At 42.2% G+C, this 19,032-nt stretch carries 12 protein-coding genes; 11 read left to right on the plus strand and 1 reads right to left on the minus strand.

Going from position 1 to position 19,032, the window contains the following annotated elements; translation table 11 throughout:
- Positions 1-47: 47 nt before the first annotated feature.
- The 8 genes from AC27G9_RS19920 (at position 48) to AC27G9_RS19955 (ending at position 14,708) form a co-directional block, all read left to right on the plus strand.
- Positions 48-8,942 (plus strand): RHS repeat-associated core domain-containing protein, encoded by an 8,895-nt coding sequence (locus tag AC27G9_RS19920; protein ID WP_487076265.1) that lies wholly within the window; start codon positions 48-50, stop codon positions 8,940-8,942.
- Between the two features lie 661 nt (positions 8,943-9,603).
- Complete coding sequence (locus tag AC27G9_RS19925) at positions 9,604-9,942, plus strand: hypothetical protein (protein WP_487076266.1); 339 nt, start codon at positions 9,604-9,606, stop codon at positions 9,940-9,942.
- Between the two features lie 50 nt (positions 9,943-9,992).
- Complete coding sequence (locus AC27G9_RS19930) at positions 9,993-10,316, plus strand: hypothetical protein (protein ID WP_487076267.1); 324 nt, start codon at positions 9,993-9,995, stop codon at positions 10,314-10,316.
- A 52-nt stretch (positions 10,317-10,368) separates the two neighbouring features.
- Positions 10,369-10,677 carry a hypothetical protein gene (locus AC27G9_RS19935; RefSeq protein ID WP_487076268.1) on the plus strand — a complete coding sequence of 103 codons (309 nt, stop codon included), beginning with the start codon at positions 10,369-10,371 and terminating at the stop codon, positions 10,675-10,677.
- Positions 10,678-10,706: 29 nt separating this feature from the next.
- Positions 10,707-11,027, plus strand: a complete 321-nt coding sequence (locus AC27G9_RS19940; RefSeq protein ID WP_487076269.1) for a hypothetical protein — start codon at positions 10,707-10,709, stop codon at positions 11,025-11,027.
- A gap of 37 nt (positions 11,028-11,064) precedes the next feature.
- Positions 11,065-11,412 (plus strand): hypothetical protein, encoded by a 348-nt coding sequence (locus tag AC27G9_RS19945; RefSeq protein WP_487076270.1) that lies wholly within the window; start codon positions 11,065-11,067, stop codon positions 11,410-11,412.
- Positions 11,413-13,134: 1,722 nt separating this feature from the next.
- A complete protein-coding gene (locus AC27G9_RS19950; protein ID WP_487076272.1) occupies positions 13,135-13,608 on the plus strand; it encodes a hypothetical protein in 474 nt (157 codons plus the stop codon).
- A 308-nt stretch (positions 13,609-13,916) separates the two neighbouring features.
- Entirely contained in the window at positions 13,917-14,708 is a 792-nt protein-coding gene (locus AC27G9_RS19955; protein ID WP_487076273.1) for a tetratricopeptide repeat protein, read from the plus strand.
- A 340-nt stretch (positions 14,709-15,048) separates the two neighbouring features.
- Here the strand turns inward: AC27G9_RS19955 and AC27G9_RS19960 are convergent, their stop codons facing one another.
- The gene (locus AC27G9_RS19960) at positions 15,049-16,032 is read right to left on the minus strand and encodes a transposase (RefSeq protein ID WP_487076274.1); all 984 of its coding nucleotides are present in this window, start codon (positions 16,030-16,032) and stop codon (positions 15,049-15,051) included.
- Between the two features lie 186 nt (positions 16,033-16,218).
- Here AC27G9_RS19960 and AC27G9_RS19965 point away from each other — a divergent pair, with 186 nt between their 5' ends.
- The 3 genes from AC27G9_RS19965 to AC27G9_RS19975 all read left to right on the plus strand — a co-directional run bounded on the left by AC27G9_RS19965 (position 16,219) and on the right by AC27G9_RS19975 (position 19,015).
- Positions 16,219-17,289 (plus strand): endonuclease/exonuclease/phosphatase family protein, encoded by a 1,071-nt coding sequence (locus AC27G9_RS19965; RefSeq protein WP_487076275.1) that lies wholly within the window; start codon positions 16,219-16,221, stop codon positions 17,287-17,289.
- A 209-nt stretch (positions 17,290-17,498) separates the two neighbouring features.
- Positions 17,499-18,554 (plus strand): tRNA dihydrouridine(20/20a) synthase DusA, encoded by a 1,056-nt coding sequence (gene dusA / locus AC27G9_RS19970; protein ID WP_487076276.1) that lies wholly within the window; start codon positions 17,499-17,501, stop codon positions 18,552-18,554.
- A 182-nt stretch (positions 18,555-18,736) separates the two neighbouring features.
- Entirely contained in the window at positions 18,737-19,015 is a 279-nt protein-coding gene (locus AC27G9_RS19975) for a hypothetical protein (RefSeq protein ID WP_487076277.1), read from the plus strand.
- Positions 19,016-19,032: the final 17 nt, after the last annotated feature.

Consider the following 19,032-nt stretch of genomic DNA (forward strand, 5'->3'; position numbering starts at 1 on the left):
TTTCGGCCGCTAACGAATTGGATTACATTAATTTAAGGGACTAAATCATGCCTAAGAAGCTTGGTCTTGCTCTATTTTTATCAGCGTTTTCAATGCTTTTTGCTCAAGTAGCACAAGCCTCTGACAAGCCATATCAACTGTACAACAGTGGCAATAGCTATTATTTAAAAACAGAGCCGACGTGGGTGCCAATCTCCACAAGCGTCTTTGTGCTGATCCCTACATACAAAGCAGACGAGCTACTCAAATTAGAGCAATCAGCAGGGCAATGGCAACTGTCGCCGATTAGCCTCGGCGCGTTCAATAATGCGAACCCCAGCGTTGTTAGCGATAGTAGCTTGATTAGCGGTGACGTAAATGGCGATAACAATACAGATTTGACGTTATCCATTGATGGCCAAACGTTACAGCTCGTTGCGACAGGCAACGAAAGATATGAAGTGAACTTAGCACCTGACATTCAATTATTAGCGAACCAATCGACGCCAGAAGACACGCCTACACGCTTACTTATCCCGATTAGCGATTTGAATACCGCTACTCAAGACCTCGCGATTAATGTGACTTCATCCAATTCAAGCCTAGTCACCAACGGCAATATCTCATTCGAAGTACAGGGAGAGCAAATAGAAGTCGACATCACGCCCAACGACAACCAATTTGGGTCATCGACGATTTCAGTGCAGGCTTCGGATGGTTTGTTAAGCGAAACCATGTCTTTCTCGTTGGCGGTTACGCCAGTCAATGATACGCCAGTGCTTTCTTTCGCCAGTGACATAGCATTCAATGAAGACACACCAAAAACGGTTGCGGTAACCGTTAGCGATCTAGAGCAGTCATTGGGCTCAATTTCGCTTGAAGCCATATCGAACAACGCTACAGTTTTGCCATCGGGCAATATCGCCGTTAACAAAACGGCACAAGGCTTCACACTCACGCTTACGCCAGCGCCAAATCAGTTTGGTCCGGTACTTTTGACGTTAAATGCAAATGATGGAGTGGGAACCAGTGAAACGTCTATGCTGGTGGATGTTCTCCCTGTTAACGATGCGCCTGTGGTATCTGCCATCTCAGATATCACCATTGACGAAGATGGAATAGCGACTGTTCAATATCAAGTCACAGACGTAGATACGCCATATTCTGACCTTAATGTTTCTTTTGCTTCGACTAATACCGCGTTAGTGTCATCGGCAGATATTCAAACGAATCGTATCGGCACGGATAACGCTTTGGTGTTATCGCCTAAACCAGACGCATTTGGTGTGGCAACTGTCACGATGACCGTGTCTGATGGTGCACTGACTGGGCAATCTCAGTTTGCGCTCACGGTGAATGCTGTTAACGACCAACCGGTAATCTCTGAAATCGACGACGTTTACTTACTGTGGAACGACCCTGATAACATCATTATGGAAGTCGATTCTACAATGCAGGTTATCAGCTCTGAGACAGTATCTTTATCGCAAGACACGGTAACCCGCCGTATCCCGTTCACGGTAACTGACGTGGATTCTGCATTGTCCGATGTGGATTTGAATTTTTCCCTCATCTACGAGTTAGATATTACCAGCCAATACTTTATTGATACGCTATTCTCCACGGGTGGACCGGTGTTGTATCGATCTGATGTCAGCATTGAAGGGACTGGATCAGAGCGCGAGTTGGTGATCAATCCTAACGTTCGTCACCTTGGTACGGCGCGAATTGTCGTGACTGCGAAAAATACCAACGATACGAGTGAGTTAGCGGAAACTGAAGAGTCATTTACCGTAATTGTTGCCCCAGATACGGCACCGCAAATTTCGGCAATCGATGATATTTCTGTCGATCAGGGTGATGTTGGCTCAGTATCATTTACGGTTAGCGACACGCATACTCCTGCAGAACAACTTGTGGTTGTGGTGGAAACCAGCAACCAAGCGTTACTGCCTGACAGCAATATCATATTAAATGGCGGAGCGGGCAACTACACGCTGCAGCTAGATCCATTACCGGGTGTAAATGGCTATTCAGAAGTAACGGTGAAAGCGACTGACGGTGTGATTTATGGCATTGAAAAGTTCTTGTTTACCGTTGGCGACGCCATTTTCGTAGAGCAAGCGCCGGAGGCTAGCAACTATGATCTCACAAAGGTGGCAAAAAACATTGTAGGGACCGTGCCGGGTAGTTTTAGGGTAGATGAAAGTGGAGCTGCTACGTATAGCATTCCTTTCGATTTACCTCGTGGCATTGCAGGAGTTACACCTTCTCTGGGGGTCTCATACAGCAGTAATAGTGGTATTGGTTCATTAGGTATGGGCTGGAATATCACTGGATTATCTTCAATTGAGCGATGCCGAGCGACTAAAGAGCAAGACGGGTTTGATGGCAGACTAGATTTTGAAGAGAGCCGTTTGTGTTTGGATGGCCAAAAGTTAGTTCTGGTCGCGGGAGAATATGGCGTCGCAGGTTCTGAATATCGAACTGAAATAGACACAGGTACACGTGTTGTATTGAAAGGGGATGTTAATTCAAGCTCTTCATTTATTGTTACACGACCAGATGGCTCAATTACTGCGTATGGAGAAACGGCGAATTCCAAGGTTGTGAGCGGAAACAACCCTGTGACTTGGTTTATTAGTTCTATTTCCGATAACTACAAACAAGCGGACAACAAAATCAAGTTTAGCTATTTAAATCTAGACAGCAATGGCCGAATTGAACGTGTAATCCGCAGCGTAGAGTACAGCGACAATACGGTTACCTTTAATTATTCTAGTGTTGGTAAACGCAGGCCCTCTCTAGGATTTAGTTTAGGGAATCACTATACGTCGACAGCTTTGCTTGAGTCTGTTGTGGTAACTCAACATGAAGATGAAAGGCTGAGAGCTTATTCATTTGATTACGAGGTCGACCCGAATTCTCAAATTGACATACTGAAAAACGTGACCCTTTGCGGAACGAATAACAGTGGCTGTTACCGCTCTACTGAGTTTAACTGGAATCCCCAATTAAGCTCTACTAAAAGTACTGGCCAATCTGTAACACTGGCAGATGTTGCTATTGCAGCTCCTACACCAGTAGATCTTAATGGAGATACCAAAACCGACTTGGTGTTCCTAAAACAAGACGAGGGTAATCCAACATTCTACAATGCTTATTACAAGTTGAGTAACGGCCGAGGAGGTTTCTCTGACGAGGAGTACATTTTTCACCTGAGAGGTCGAGACAGCAGTGTGCCCAGACTTTACCCGGCTGATATAGATGGTGATGGTAGTCTGGAAATTGTATTTGCATCCGGTAGCAATACACAGCTTACATGGCAGTACTACGATCTTAATAACTCGACATTACGACAAGTCAGGTTGTGCGACAATGCGTTTGAATATGAGCAAGATTATATTCGCTCTGATTCCGATACTGCTCCAAATTGTGAATATGAAACAGAAACCGACAGGATTTATTCTCTTGGTTTAACAGCAGTAGCGGAAGACTATAGTCCAGACCATACGTCTGCTAACGTTAGCTTCCAAGACCTCGATGCAGACGCATACCCCGATATGTTATATGTCAGGGATGGTCGCCTGAAGCATAGAATGAACATTAAGCAAGGCGCGGATTCTGACCACATAGAATTTGATGACGCATACACTTATCCAATCGATGACTTTGATGAAAGCAATATCCCTGAAGAGGGCATGCAGTACATTTCGACTTGGGTTGACTACATTGATGACAACATTGCTGCTTCGGACTTTGATGGCGATGGCAAGTCAGAATTTTTGATAAAAATCATTGACCGCTTTGCTCGCACGCAAACGCAATCTGACTCTGCATGTGACGTTGTTGTAGATGCGATTGGCGATACACTTCCCCTTGATGATGAGTGTCCTCGATTAGAAACCTTCGGGTATGTGAACGATGGCAAGATTGAACGTGTAGGTTTGGGCTTAGATTATCGTGTAAACACAGATAATGTGCGCATTGCAGATATCAATAGTGATGGCCTTGCAGATGTATACATCATTCGTAATGCAGGTACCAAAAAGCAAATCGTTTATCAACTCAATACGGGCATGAAGTCTTTCACTGCTCCACAAACCTTTGGATTGGAACTCGGTGGACTCAGCAACTTCGAGGAAAGTGAATCTGAGGCCTTTGTTGACCTAAACCGAGATTCGTTAGCCGATTTTGTTTACTTCAACAAAGACACAGGTGCTTGGAGGCAGGTACTGCAAACTATTGAAGAAGGCGAGAGAGGTTTTGGTACTGATCAGCCTTACGGCAACACTTTAAGCGCGTTTTACGATAAAGACTATGACTTTGTCTTCTTAGCTGATTGGGATGGCGATGGTGAGATAGGTAGAGGCCTTGTACAAGTTTATAGAGAAAACTACAACACGAGACGATTGTTCTTCTATCCCGATTATATTGAGAACAACGCCCCGCTTAAGCTTCAAAGTGTTAAAAATGGTTTTGGTATAGAGACGACGATCGAATATGCCCCCATGAGTGATGCTAGCGTTTATCAAAAGGGCACAGGCGCTCAGGATTTACAATGGGGAAGTTGTGTAATCAACAGTAGTATCGACTACTGCTCTCCGGTCTTCGATTTAATATCTACGCAATATGTTGTGAAAAAAGTCGTATCAGATGCACCAAGTACCGCAGACATCACAGATAAGCTAGCTGTAGAGTACTTCTATCAAGGTATGCGTGCGCAATCCGGAGGACGCGGTGTTCTGGGTTTTGAGAATATCTATACCTTCGATGTTGATCGCAAAATAACGACCCAAACGACGTATGAGCAAGGTTTCCCGTATTCAGGCATGCCGAAAGAGACAAAGCAGTATTTAGGATCATGGCGCACGAATGTCGCAGAAAATGAAATACTGTCTCATGCCATAAACACCAATAGACATATTGCTTTAAACGGCGGCACTACTGTGTATCCGTTTGTTTGGCAGACTATCGATAAAACCTATAGCGTAAGCCAGGTGTTGCCCGGTGCTGCTGAACAATTTGTAACGGCACTTAAATCGGTAACTAATACTTGGAATCACTATGGTGCTTATGGATTAGATGGCTTTGAGCTGCAAAGTTCAGCCGATGCAGATGGCTTTAACGTTTACGAACCTTATGGCAATCATGCGAATTTAACTAAGTCTGTTATTGAGCAACGAGAAAACATGCAGGCCACTTCTTGGCTGAAGCGTGTCACCACTAACAACACTTACGAAAACGAAAAAATAAGCGAAGAGACTTGGTGGTTGAACCGAGTGACTAGAACAGAAGTGTTGCATGAACGCAGTGACGGCGCTGGGCTAAAAGCTGTCAATCGAGTCAGCGAATTTGATTATGCTGCCGATACGGGCGTGTTGCATAAAGAAATAGTCTCTCCAGATGTAGAGTACACTCAACTCACCACAATGCATTGCTACGATAACTATGGCAATGAGGTCGCAACCCACACGTACAGCTCGCACTTTAATGTCGAAGACTGCGATTACATTCCCGGTTCGGAAAACTATGACGACGATAGCTCTGCGGTCTATCGTTTCGGTGGGGTTACTTACGATGAAACAGACAGCCGTTACGTAACGGCGACATTTAACGCTTACTACATCGAGTCAGAGGCACTTGCATTCAATCAGTTTGGTGTACCCAAACAGTTGAAAAACGAATTCAATATGAACACGGAATTTACCTTTGATTCGATGGGCGAAGTTGTTGCAAGTGGTAACGAGCTCGGTGAAGCCATGTTTACCGAGCGAGGCTATGCTAACGAACTAGGCGAACCTGTGATTGCAGGCGTCAACTACTACTATGTTGTAAAAAGCAGTGGTCATGGTAAACCACAGCAATTCGCTTACTTTGATACTGTTGGAAGGCAGGTTGGGTCGGCCAAGCAGAGTTTTGATGGCCAATATGTATTCACGAAAGCCGAATACGATAAATATGGGCGTCAAGTGTCTTCGACTGTCCCGTACTTTGACGGCGACAGACCGTTTGAGCAAACATCGGTATACGACAAGTTTGGTCGAATGATGTCCTCAACGGTCGAAAATTCAGATGAAACTAAAATGACCTCAACCTATACCTATGCTGCAGATGGTTTGAGTACAACCGTTGAAGAAAGCAGTAGCTATAACGGCTACTCGGTCACTAACGAGAAGACGGAAAGCTTCAATATCATTGGTGAATTGGTTTCTGTAAAAGATACGCAAGGCACTGTGTACTATGCCTATGACGCAACTTCGAATCTATCGGAAGCTAAGGGTGTTAATGGTGATACGGTTGTTACTAATTTCGACCACTATGGTAGAAAAACGTCGATGACTGATCCCGATAAAGGAACATGGGCCTATGAATACAACGCTGCTGGAGAATTGATCGAACAAACAGATGCAAAAGGAAATAGAACGGTATTCTTCAGAGATTTCCTTGGTAGAGATGTGAAACGCGAAGTGTATTCAAGTGCTGGTATTGAAACTTCAACGTTTGCCTACAATGAATTCGGAGCGGCTAACCCTGGGCCAGTACTAGTTCGAGAGCAGCTTAACGATATTCGTCACGGCAGTAAATTTTACTACTACGACCAATACGGTAGACCGAATAAAGTCGAAACCATTATTGATGACGAGGTCTACACACAGTACACCACTTACGATCAATACAACCGTACATTCCAGCAGTTTGATGCAAGCTCTGCGTCGTTGCCAGGTTGTGGGGCTACGTCGGCTATCGACAGTGGCAGTTGTCAGGGTATTAGGCACCATTACAACAGCTATGGCTACATGTTCAAACAAGAAGAAGCTAAATACAGTGGTGCACCCGATCACTATCGTTCAAAAGTAACATATAAAGAAATTAAGCAAGTTGATGCATTAGGCAATGTCGAAATCGAGGACACGAATGTTATTGATGGCAGTGCCTTATATACAACGACACGTTCTTTTGACGACGTTACAGGGCTCAATTTATCTGTTCGCACCACCCAAAACACAAGCGGTGCGCTATATCAAAGTATTTACTTTAAGTTTGACGGGTTCGGCAACCTTAGAGAGCGTAATAACCTCGGTAGTGGTTATGAACAGACATTTGATTACGACGAAGCATTCCGTTTAACCGCTGCTAATCATCAGAGCGGTAGCTTTGAGGTGGCCGATGTCACGTTAACCTATGATACCAATGGTAACATTCAGTCCAAGTCAGATGTCGAGTCTGGTGCCATCTATCGATATGGTGCAAAAGAAACTCATTGTGCGATTGCAGCAGGACCGCATGCGCTAACGAAGGTGGGTAATCGAGAGTTGTGTTACGACAAAAACGGTAACATGGTCAAAGATTATGATGGCAACATACTGAGTCGCTCACTGACATATTCACACTTTGATAAAGTAACAAAGGTTACGGGCGATGGTGGTGTGACGGAATTTGTCTACAATACCAATCGAAGCCGATACAAACGGGTGACGAGTAAAGACGGAAAAAACACAACAACGCATTACATTGGCAATGTGGAAGTCGTCAAAACCGGCGACAACATCGAGCATCGCCGATATATCCCCGGAGGGTTACAAACGGCTTATACGCTATCTGGTGCAGTACAAACTAACTATCTTCTAAAAGATCACCTAGGTAGCCTTGATACCGTGGTAACCAATGACGGGAAGGTACGTAGCAAGGTTTACTTCGACCCTTGGGGTAAGCGCATAGATATTGCGAGTGAACATTGGAATGCAGGTGCCACTGGTGGCAAGTTACCCACGTTTACTGCGGTAACGAATATTACGGACAGAGGTTTTACTGGGCACGAGCATGTTGAACATGCGGATATTATCCATATGAACGGTCGGATCTACGATCCAACGTTGGGTCGATTCTTGCAGGCTGATCCCTTTATTCAGGCTCCAACGAATAGCCAGTCGTTTAACCGCTATTCATATGTACTGAATAACCCTCTGAGTTACACCGACCCGAGTGGGTATTTCTTTAAATCCTTAACCAAAGTCGTCGGGGGCTTTTTGCGCGAGATTGCTAAAATCCCTGTCTTAAACTTAGCTGCACAAGCCGCTGCTTGCTTCTACGGTGGGCCATTTGGGTGTGCAGCATATTCATTCGCATCTACATATGCAGTAACAGGGCAATTAGGCTCGGCATTTATGTCGGGAATTGTATCGCTCGTAACCCCTGGCGGAGGAGATTTTGGCAGAATAGCGTCTTCAGCAATTGTGGGTGGTATTTCCTCCATAGCGCAAGGCGGCAAGTTTGGCCATGGCTTCTGGTCCGCAGGGTTAGGAGCCGGACTCGGTGGCCGAATCAATTTAGGTGATCCAATAGCAAATGTTATCGCAGCCTCATTGATAGGGGGAACAGTGAGTAAGTTAACAGGAGGAAAATTTGCAAATGGGGCGCAAACATGGGCTTTTTCAAGAACGTTAGGAGAGGTAAGGCGAAGCAGCCTTTTTGCGAAAGAAGATTCTACATCTGAAAAAACACCTCAAGAACTGAAAGTTGCGAATGTTGCTAAAAACTTGACGAATCTGGAAGAGGCAATTCAATATGTAAATGACACATACGACAATTTACTAGAAGGTATAGACATAGAATTGTCAAATTTAAGTGAAAAATACATAGGACAAGTTTGTGTGACAGATTCTTGTATCAAATTGAATTTTGAAAAGATTTATTCAGGGGACGTTCGTTACCGTACACAGGATTTCGTTAATACGTTGGTACATGAAGCTCTCCACTTAAGTGTTTTTCAAGAAATCGGAATGTTCAGTTATGCGGCTGGGGAAATTAGGGCAATGTTAGGTGGTGCTGATATGGGGCGGGCTCATGAGTGGATCGATAGTCAAGGTAACGCGGCCGCAGATTACTATTTTTCTCCACAACAATATCAGAAGCCTGATATTTCTATGGAAGCTTTTAGAAGACATATGGCTGGAAACTAGTGAAATACCTAAAGACTAATTTAAGCGTCGTTACCGGAATTTTTTTGCTGTGTTTTTTTCCGATTTGGCTCAGTATGTATTGTTTTTCCCAGATAAACAGACACTAGTTATTATTGTTTTTGTCTCAATCAGTATTTTTTTGCACGGGGGTAAGCGAGAGGGTGTTTTCAGTAAACGAATTATCTGTCGCACTCAACAGTTCAAAAATAGTACTTAGTGAAATGAAACCAAAATTCAAAAATTTTGTAAAAAAAACGCTTGTCCTTCAGCATTTAGTCAATTAAATCTCAGAGAAGGATTCTTAAGTTATAATATCGAAATTAACTATGAGATTAGGGCGGAGCGAGATAGCTGCTATATAGTAGCCAAACATATTGGAAGCAGTAAAACAGATAAGATTGTATTTCCAAATAAAGTTCATCTCGTCTATTTAAAGAGCAGTATGTATTGGACGTTCATATTGAATGACCTAATTTACACTCTTAGTTCTTACGAGAAGAATAGTATTAACTTTGGAATTTCAGAAAGTTTAAACTTGGAATAGCGAAATTACCAGGACAGGGGAAATTACTAGGACAGACATGTAAAACAGAGCTAAGGCCTCATAGCTCTGTCTTCCAAATTACGTAACGTTAGCTTCTAAAAATGGATTAGATATTCGATGGATAGAAAAGTGAACCCCCTCTTAACATCTTGCTGTTTTCTTTTAGTCGCTTTAAGCCCTGCGGCATTTGCTGTTGATGTCGAAGTACAGGTTTGCGATTTGCAATCTCATACGGATAAGAACGCGGCTTTCATGAGACCTTGTGAATGGAAGTCAAAAAATAGCTGCCCCAGTGACCATTGGGTTGCGTGGGATATGAGTCAACATCAAGGTGAGGCGATGTATAGCACTGCGCTGACGGCGCTTATAGCGGAAAAAGAAGTGACAGTGCGACTTGATGGCTCATCTTGCTTGGCACAATATGATCAAGTTTCAATGATTAGGATAAGCCGTTAGTACGTTAGCCATTTGAATCTATTGTTCTGTAACATGAAAAGGAATTAGATTTGAAAGTCTTTATACGCTTGTTGTGCATATTTACTCTTATCGGTACCACAGTGCTCGCTGCAACGACGAGCACAGGGAAAGGCAAAATTGAATTTACTGAAGGGCACATCAGTGCTAACTGCCGCACTGTGAGTTTTGTCGCAAATGCAGACGGTACGAAAAAAAGGTTCAGAATCTCTAATGTTGCAGATAGTGACGTTAACGCTATTGCCATTGCTGCCGTTTCAACAAATCAAAACGTTGAAATTTGGTACGACCCAAACGTTACAACAGGGTGTGGGGCTGAGCCGCAAATTACCTATATACGACTGTATTCAAATTAAGTGATATTCCCTTTTAAAATATTGTTTTAGATGAATTTTATGTGGAGAAAATATGCGTATATTGATGTTTATTGTATTGGCCCTGACTTTTGTGAAGGCGCACGCGAGCGAGGCGCATGGAAGAGTGTATGATGTTTATGTGCACAAAAGCACAAAGGTGTTTTTTCGTATAGAAGGCGCGAAAACCGCAGAATGTGCGGGCAGTGGAAGATACGCGATATCATTGACTGGAGAAGGCGGTGAAGCACTGTTTGCGACGTTGTTATCGGCGAGAGCATCAAAAGAACCTATCTATATCAAAGGAAGTGGAGTATGTAATCTGCACCACGACACTGAAGATATTAATTATATAAAGTACTAGTAAATTCAAGATTAAAAAGAGCATTCCGAATGAAACTTAAGTTAACTACTGTATTGATGTTGTTCGTGTCAGCCAGCGTTACTGCAGAAGAAGCAACTGGAAAAGTCACTGAACTATGGATTAATCAAAAAGTCTGGGTGCGTCTTGATACTATGACTTCCCCTTCAAACTTGAGCTGTAATACGACTCGTAGATTTGTAGCTGATGGGGAAACCGATAAAGGGAAAAACATATATGCCGTATTATTGGCAGCCAAAGCCTCGGGTGAAGTAGTCACCATCGTGGGTGACAACAAGTGCGATATCCATCATGACTCAGAGGGAATCGCCTATATAAAAGTCGGCGCCTAACTTAAAAAATTACTTCTTCTGTTAAAAAGGTATAAAAATGAATTTTGGAAAACGTTTTTTGTTGCCACTCTCATTGTTTATTGGCACTGCTAACGCTGCATACATAGGAAATGTCGAATCGAAAAAGATGTTTGGTTCAACGGCTATTCTGTTCGGTGTGGCTAACCCTCCCACTGACACCTGTGACTATTTCGGAAGGCATTTTTACTTTGATGCCACAACCGATAGCGGGAAGAACATGCTAAGTATGCTCTTAGCTGCTGAGATGGCAAATCGCAAAATCGATGTATGGTATGTCGAGAGCAGTGCTCCACAGACAACAGAAAAAAATGGATGTGCACAGTCTAGCATGGCCAAGGTAGAGTCGATTGGATTTTCTGACTGATTACTAAGACCATTGATAAGCCCAAGTTAGGACAGGCATGAATAACTAGGACAGGCATGTTAAGTCCCTTGACGTAACTAGCGTCTATATTTGGAATACGGATACCAATATTATATATCTCATTATACTAGGCCTTCGATAAGTGATCGTTGGAGTTGTAAAATTTATGATGTTGATACGAGTTGCTAAATTCAGAAGATATCTAAAATTTGTTGCTTTCGCGTTTTTGTTTTTTTATATCCCTGTAGGTCGAGCATATGAAATGGTCTCTATTTTTGAGCTTTTGGGAAACAAAAACTACTACTCCAGTAAACAAGTTATAACCACTGGCTATCTTGATATAAAGGACGGTAGGTTATTACTTTATCCATATATGTTGGACTCTCAAAATTCAGATTTCACAAGAGAAATAAGTATCATTCTTAGTGAAACTTTTTACCAAAAAATGCTAGAGAGTGAATGTTTGCAAAATTATGTTTTGGTGTTCGGAGTCTTTGAACACCGTAAAGGTGCGCCAAAAGCCATAACGGTCTCTTCAGAGAGAGACGACGTCTTACCTCTTGAGAGAAAAAAAGATTCTCCAGTGCGTTCGAGTTGTAGTTAGTTACATGGACACGTGAATTTCTAGCAGAAATTACTAGGACAGGCATGTAGAACAGAGTAATACATTTATCGCGTTTATTACCCCAACAGAAAAAATTACTAGGACAGGCATGTAAAACAGAGTAATACATTTATCGCGTTTTTTACCCCAACAGAAATAGGGCCATCTACGGTATTTTCAGCAGACTATGCAGACAACTCATTTGCTTTAACCAGCCTTAGAGGCGGAGGAGGAGGAGGAGTAGGTGTTGGTGGCGGAGTCGGTGTTTTAGGTGATAGATTTTCGGTTATATATTCGTCGACTTCATTGCAAGAAATGTGGGATAACTTTAACTCATTTTGGGGGGATTAATTTTGGGGTTGTATTCGATTATTAAAGTTGTGTTACTTGCAATCGTGACAATCCTTCTTGCTAGGGCAGGGTTTGTATTAACTAACTTGTTTTTTTTTGGTACTGCTTTTTTTATGTCTGTTACTTCGGCTGCGAAAACGTTTAAGGTCGAGTCTTTTAAGAACAAAATAGAAGAGCTATGTATAGAAAAGTTATGTATTGAGAATGTGAGAATGAAAACCATGTTTTTTAGAGGCAAGGTTTTCTATTTTTCTTCAGCAAACCAATTGTGTTTTAAAGTTGAAGAAGACAACTCAACTTTTATCTTTTTATGTGGTTCGCCGATATTGGGCTGTTTCACAAAAGTCATTAAAGTTTATTCAAAGACAGATGGAAAGCTAAAAGAGGTTCTCACTGAGCAGTTTTGAAAGCTCAAGTTAGGACAGGCATGCAAAATAGTATTGGGATAGCTCCAAGACCAAAAATTAATGGGTACACAAAGGATGACTAGTAACGTTCGCGCTATTTTTGTTTTCGTTGGCCTGTTTCTTTTTTCTGACAGCGTTTATGCCAATCAAAAAGGATTACTAAGACAGTCATAAAAAATACCTTTCCAACTGCAATATAGTCAGTCTAAATTACCGATGTTTTGTATTGAGTTGCCGAACGCAAACGCTGTTTAATCGCTTTCTTTATTTTTCGGTAAACGGAAAAGATGTCCCCTAGTAGTAAATTGGGAGGCATTGAAATTACTAAGACAGTCATATGAGGTCTGGTTGCAAAAACTTATGAAACAAATAGCAATAATACTGATGTTTATGTTGCTGATTGGTTGTGGTGATGATTATGGAAGGCATCGGAGTCAATTTAGTAATGTTGATACTGGTATGAAGAGAATAAACGTTAAGTTATCTAATAGTTCTTGGCCAGCGTATTGTGGTAACAGTGAATCTGAAGCTGGTACGGAATTTAATAATTCAACGGAAATATTCGCTCGACAAGAGATTGTAAATGACTTGCGAGGGAGGACTCAGATATCTAAGGGAGTGTATCTGTACTCGAAAATTGGAAGCGATGTTTTTGTTGTTGCGTCGATTCCCCATGATAGATTTCCGATAAGCGAGATCTATTTGATGATTAATGGAAAATTCAAGAAAGAAGATAAGGTACTCTATTTCAAGACTGGAATAGGTATTCAAGAATATGATGAGTTAGTAAGACTGATCGGTGAAGGTGCTATTCAACGCAAATGTTTTGATTGATCGAAACAAGAGTTAACGTCTCATTAACTAATTGGATACCCATCGTAATTTGAAACCAAATCCCGCTTCGGCGGGGTTTGCATTGACTGAACTATGTGAAACAGACTGCTTGTAATTCGATGTTCGTGTTGGTTGTATTTGTCTCAAAGAGTTCATTCTTTCACTGATTGTCATAATTATTACTTGGACATCCACTTTAATTTGTTTATTAAATCAATGGATTATTAAATTACTAAGACAGTCATATGAGGTCTGCATTTTTTGAGATGGGGGCGCCCTTCAGATCATTTTGTTCAAGGAGATTAGGTGTGAAAAAACGTTATTGTAGTCGCCTGCTTCTATCTTTAGCTACTGTGTTGTCCTTTCCTGTAAATGCAGTCGAATGTAGTACACAGCACAAGGAGAACTTTGTAAGTTTAAAAACATCAATGGTGAATAATGCAATTGACGTTGATGGTAGCGACATTGAAAGACTGTTGAAAGAATTCTCAGCTTGTTTTCCGATGGAGGTTCACTTAGCACTGGGTGAGTTGTATTACTATGGAAAGCTTTCTGAGCGAGATATCGGAAAGTCGATCCATAGTTATAAAATTGCGGCACAACAGGGAAGTTCTGATGCTATGAATGCCCTAGGAGTTATCTTTACTACGGAAGCTGGTTTTATAAACCTTAACGAAGGTATAGAGCTACTTGTGAAAGCGGCTCAAATTGGTAACTCTGAATCTAAATACAATTTGTTTCTTCAGTATAAACAAGGAAACTATAAAAATCTCAAACAAGCGCTAATTTGGTTGCAAGATGTGGCTGAGGAAGGGGATGAAGATGCAATCATATTATTTGCCCAACAAATGCACGATATTACCGACGCAACTAAACAAGAAGGCTTCGTTAAAAAAGGGTTAGCGTATCTTAATAACAAGGACTTTAAGAGGAAGAAAGCTGCTGCTGAGTTTGTAAAAGCTCAGATATATGGAGATGAATTTTTATCCCTGTTTGATCCTCAGAAGCGAAATATTCACCTAAAAAACTCAGCGGATCTTGGGTTTGAAAGGGCAGTGGAACTGTGGACTGAATATGAGCGTTTAGGTAGGGCAAACTAGACTATAGAGCGAAACAATAACAAGAACAATAACTAGGACAGGCATGTTTGAAAGCTGTGTCTAAATATAACTAGGACAGGTAGATGAAGCCGAGCTTGAGGAGATATCGCGCTCTTGAATTGGCCATCACATGAAATTACTAAGACAGTCATGTGAGTTCTTTGGCTATTGCTTTGAACTATGACAGCGCAAAATCAATTTGGCTTCTGAGAGAGAGCTAACTTGGTTGGAAAAAGTTACAACCGCTGTGTTACAACGCAGTATTCAAGCTTTTGGGCAATAGTCGATTCGAAAAACGAACCTTATAGTTTCGTTTGGCTGTTGTTCAGCACGTTAGTCTTCAGCCAAACAGCCTCATTGCGTTAGCACGCCCAGATACGCGTTTTTTACCGTATTTTGCCGCATAAGTTTCTAGGCTGATGACGTTACCAGCTACTGACTGAAAGCAAGCTTCAAACTCAGTAGACAGTTCCAGCCATTGCGCTGAGTCTAGGTTCAGTTTCGTTAAGGCACTAGGCTCGCTACTGTGTATTTTTCCTCTCTTGTTCGGAGTAACTTGCCTACCAGTGTCATCTACTAGCTTGATGTAGTCGGCGAGCGAAAATGGAATACAAGTAATTGTGATTTTGAGGGAGCTCTTCGCAAATGGCATTAAGAATTTGGCTCTTCTCCCCGCTTTTATGGCTTTTAGTCTATGTTGGATACTTGTGTAGTCTGAATCTTCAATAGATGAGGCTATGTTGGCTCGTACTGGGTTTAAGTCTACATAGGCCATGCATGCTAAGAGTGACGTCTCGTCGAGGAGTGCTTGAGATTTGAATCTGCCTTCCCAAAAGTGCCCTGTGCAGTTATCTTCTATGTTAGCTTGGCGTGCGATATATTCGTTGAGTGAACGCATAAACCAACTGATATCACAAAGTCTTTTTCTCCAAACTTCGGCCGTTTCTTGAACCGTTGTTAACGATAAATCATCCATTGACTCGTTATTTTCTGCAGCCAAGTATTGGCGAGTTAAATGTGTGCCTTTGTATAGCTGATGCCATTTTTCGATTATCTCTTTTATCGACATTCGTTTTACTCTATTGCTATCGACATGAACTACCAAGTGAGTGTGATTACTCATGACCGCATAGGCACAAACGTCAATACTAAATACGGTCGATAAAAAGCGAATCCTATCTTCAACCCACTTGCGTCTGTGCTCATAACACTGACCTGTTAAAGTATCTGTTCCACAAAGAAAGGCTCGGCGAACGCACCGCGACACGCAGTGGTAGTAGGGAGTGTCGGAAAGGTTTATTTGAGTTTGTCTTGCTCTTGGCATGTGGAGATATTCAGTCCATCAATCTTTGATGGGAATCTTGCTGAAAGTTGATGAGAAACGGTACTGTATTCAAGCCTTGTTTTATGACTGTCTCAATCTCGTAGCCTCAATATCGTAAAAAATATTTGCGTGACCTCGCGTCGATCGCTATACCTTTGTTTTAACCACAAGGAAGGTGAGCAACTTATGGCAGTCCCATTTGCAAAACCTGACGACCCTTTAGACTTCAATAGTGCGCTAGAATGCACAAAGTTGGATGCACACTTTACACTTCGAAATGTTCCCGAATCCTCTGATAACAACCTTCTAATAGCGAGTTGGAACATCGCTAATTTTGGGGTTCAAGACCGAACAGATGAATCCTTGCTGACACTAGCTTTTATTATGAAACGCTTTGACCTAATTGCCGTTCAGGAGGTAAACGACAATTTCAGAGAGTTTGTGCGCTGTGTTGAATTAATGGGTGATCACTTTGATTTTGTGATGTCTGACACCGGGGGTAACAATGAACGACTTGCCTATGTATACAACAAAAACAAAGTTACTGCCGATGAGTTATTTGGTGAGGTGGCATTAACAGAGCGGCGCTTTCCCAAGCGTGATGTGACAGTGCGTTATCGAAGACACTCACAGGAAATGGTACAAACGTTCGAAAACGTAAAGTTTAAGCCTTTTGATCGCAATCCCTTCATTGGTAGTTTTTCTAGCGGCAATATCAGCTTTGTTATGGCTAATGTTCATTTGTATTTCGGAGCGTTTCAAAACTCTGGATCTGAGAGTAAACGTTTAAAATATGCTCGCCGCGTGCTTGAAATTCATGCGTTGGCCAAGTGGGCCAGAGACAGGGTAAAAAGCGGTAATGCATGGAATGAGCACATTATCCTTCTAGGTGATATGAATATTCCGAATATGGAGTACAACGAGTCGACAATAAAGGCGCTACACAAGTTCTCATGGAAGGCTGTAGATTTGTATCGAGGTAGCGGCTTAGCGAGAAATGAAAAGCTCACCAGAATAGGCGGTTCAAACCTGGGCAATGACAAAACCTATGACCAGATTGCGTTTGCTCCCACAGACTTAAAAAATAGGGTGAAGCAACATGGCGTGTTTGATTTCGATAATGCCGTTTTTGATGAAAAGTGGCAGGAGCTCTCTGCTCAGTTGTCCAATGGGAAAGCAGTAAGAGCATTCAACAAATACCTTCGGTACTATTTGTCTGATCATCGGCCCATTTGGGTAGAGTTGGACAGGCAATAAATAATTAACCTAATTGGTATTGGGTTTATTTTAAATGACCCTGGGCCAATCAAGGCCGCTAGCTGCCGTTATTGGTAGCCAAAATGTAGCTTTATCTATGATCAATTCAGTTTCTGCAAAAACCGCCATGTGCTACACTTCGCGTCGATTTAGCCCTTGTAATTAAAGGGCTTCTTGCAACACATTGTTATACAAGAGAGATATTCGAAGTGGCCCAAAGTAAAGATGTAAATCGCAGTAGCGCTATCACCGATGAAGACAGACGTTTTTCAGTCGCGCCTATGCTTGATTGGACTGATCAACACTGTCGCTATTTTTTGCGATTGATTTCTAAACGAGCCCTTCTTTATACCGAGATGGTAACCACTGGAGCCTTGATTTACGGTAAAGGTGATTATCTGGCATACAACCGAGAAGAGCATCCTGTTGCTCTTCAATTAGGTGGTTGCGATCCGACTGATATGGCTCGATGCGCCGAAATGGCCCAGGAGCGTGGCTACGATGAAGTCAATATCAATGTTGGGTGTCCCTCTGATAGGGTAAAAAATGGCAGCTTTGGGGCTTGCTTGATGGTGCAGCCTGATGTTGTCAGTGCATGCGTTCAAGCGATGCAAAATGCGGTAGATATTCCTGTTACCGTAAAATGCCGAATCGGTATAGACGATATGGATGAAGATGCCGACTTTAGCCATTTTGTTGAAACGGTCGCTGAGGCGGGCTGTGAAACCTTTATCGTGCACGCTCGAAAAGCTTGGCTTCAAGGGTTAAGTCCGAAAGAGAATAGAGAGATTCCACCTTTGAATTATCCTCGGGTACATCGATTAAAAGCCGCGAATGACAAGCTTCATGTCAGTATTAACGGTGGCATCAAAACACTTGATGAAGTTAAAGCTCAGCTAGAGTTTGTTGATGGTGTTATGGTTGGCCGTGAGGCATATGGAAACCCGTATATGCTAAGTCTAGTAGATAGCGAAATATATGGGGACACAAGCACACCACTTAGTCGGTCCGAAATTGTACACTTGATGAATGATTACGTTAACAGACAAACCGACGAACGGTTTAGGCCTTGGCACGCGGTTCGCCATATGCTCGGACTGTTTCAGGGGCAAGCGGGTGGTAAAATTTGGCGCCGTTATTTGAGCCAACATGGAACGGGTCGAGGTCCTCAACCCGACTTACTATTACGCGCTCTTGATGAAGTTGAAAAAGCTCAAGCTGCCGTACAAAAATTCAACGACTCAAAAAATAGTGAAATTGCCTAATTGTAGTGGTTATTTTAACCACTGCTGATACTTGAACTCATTAAGCTTTCTCAATGATACCGTAAATATTTTATTAAAATCATGTGTTTACGAATTTTTTCAAAGTTGGCACACCTCTCGCAATAAGTTAATCGTCGAAGCAATAACGCTTCCAAACTTAACTTAAACAAAGAGAGAACATCATGAAAAAGGCTTCACTAATTATCGCTGCTGCATTGACTACTGGTTTGATTTCTAACGTTGCGCAAGCACAAGAATCAGTTCTAGAAAGATTCATGAGCCACGTAATTGATCAAGCAGTTACTGTTGCTACAAATGAGATTGAGCTTGGTGTACAACAAAGCGTAGCGAACACAGTTCATTTGTTTGACATCAATGGTGAGACAGTAGTAGGTAAAGTTGATATCACGGATATCGCAGCGGTAGAAACGAAGGACGAGTCTGCAGCCAAAGGCGAGTAATAGGTGACGTTATGCAT

It is taken from the genome of Alteromonas sp. 5NS40-0096, assembly GCF_057544385.1.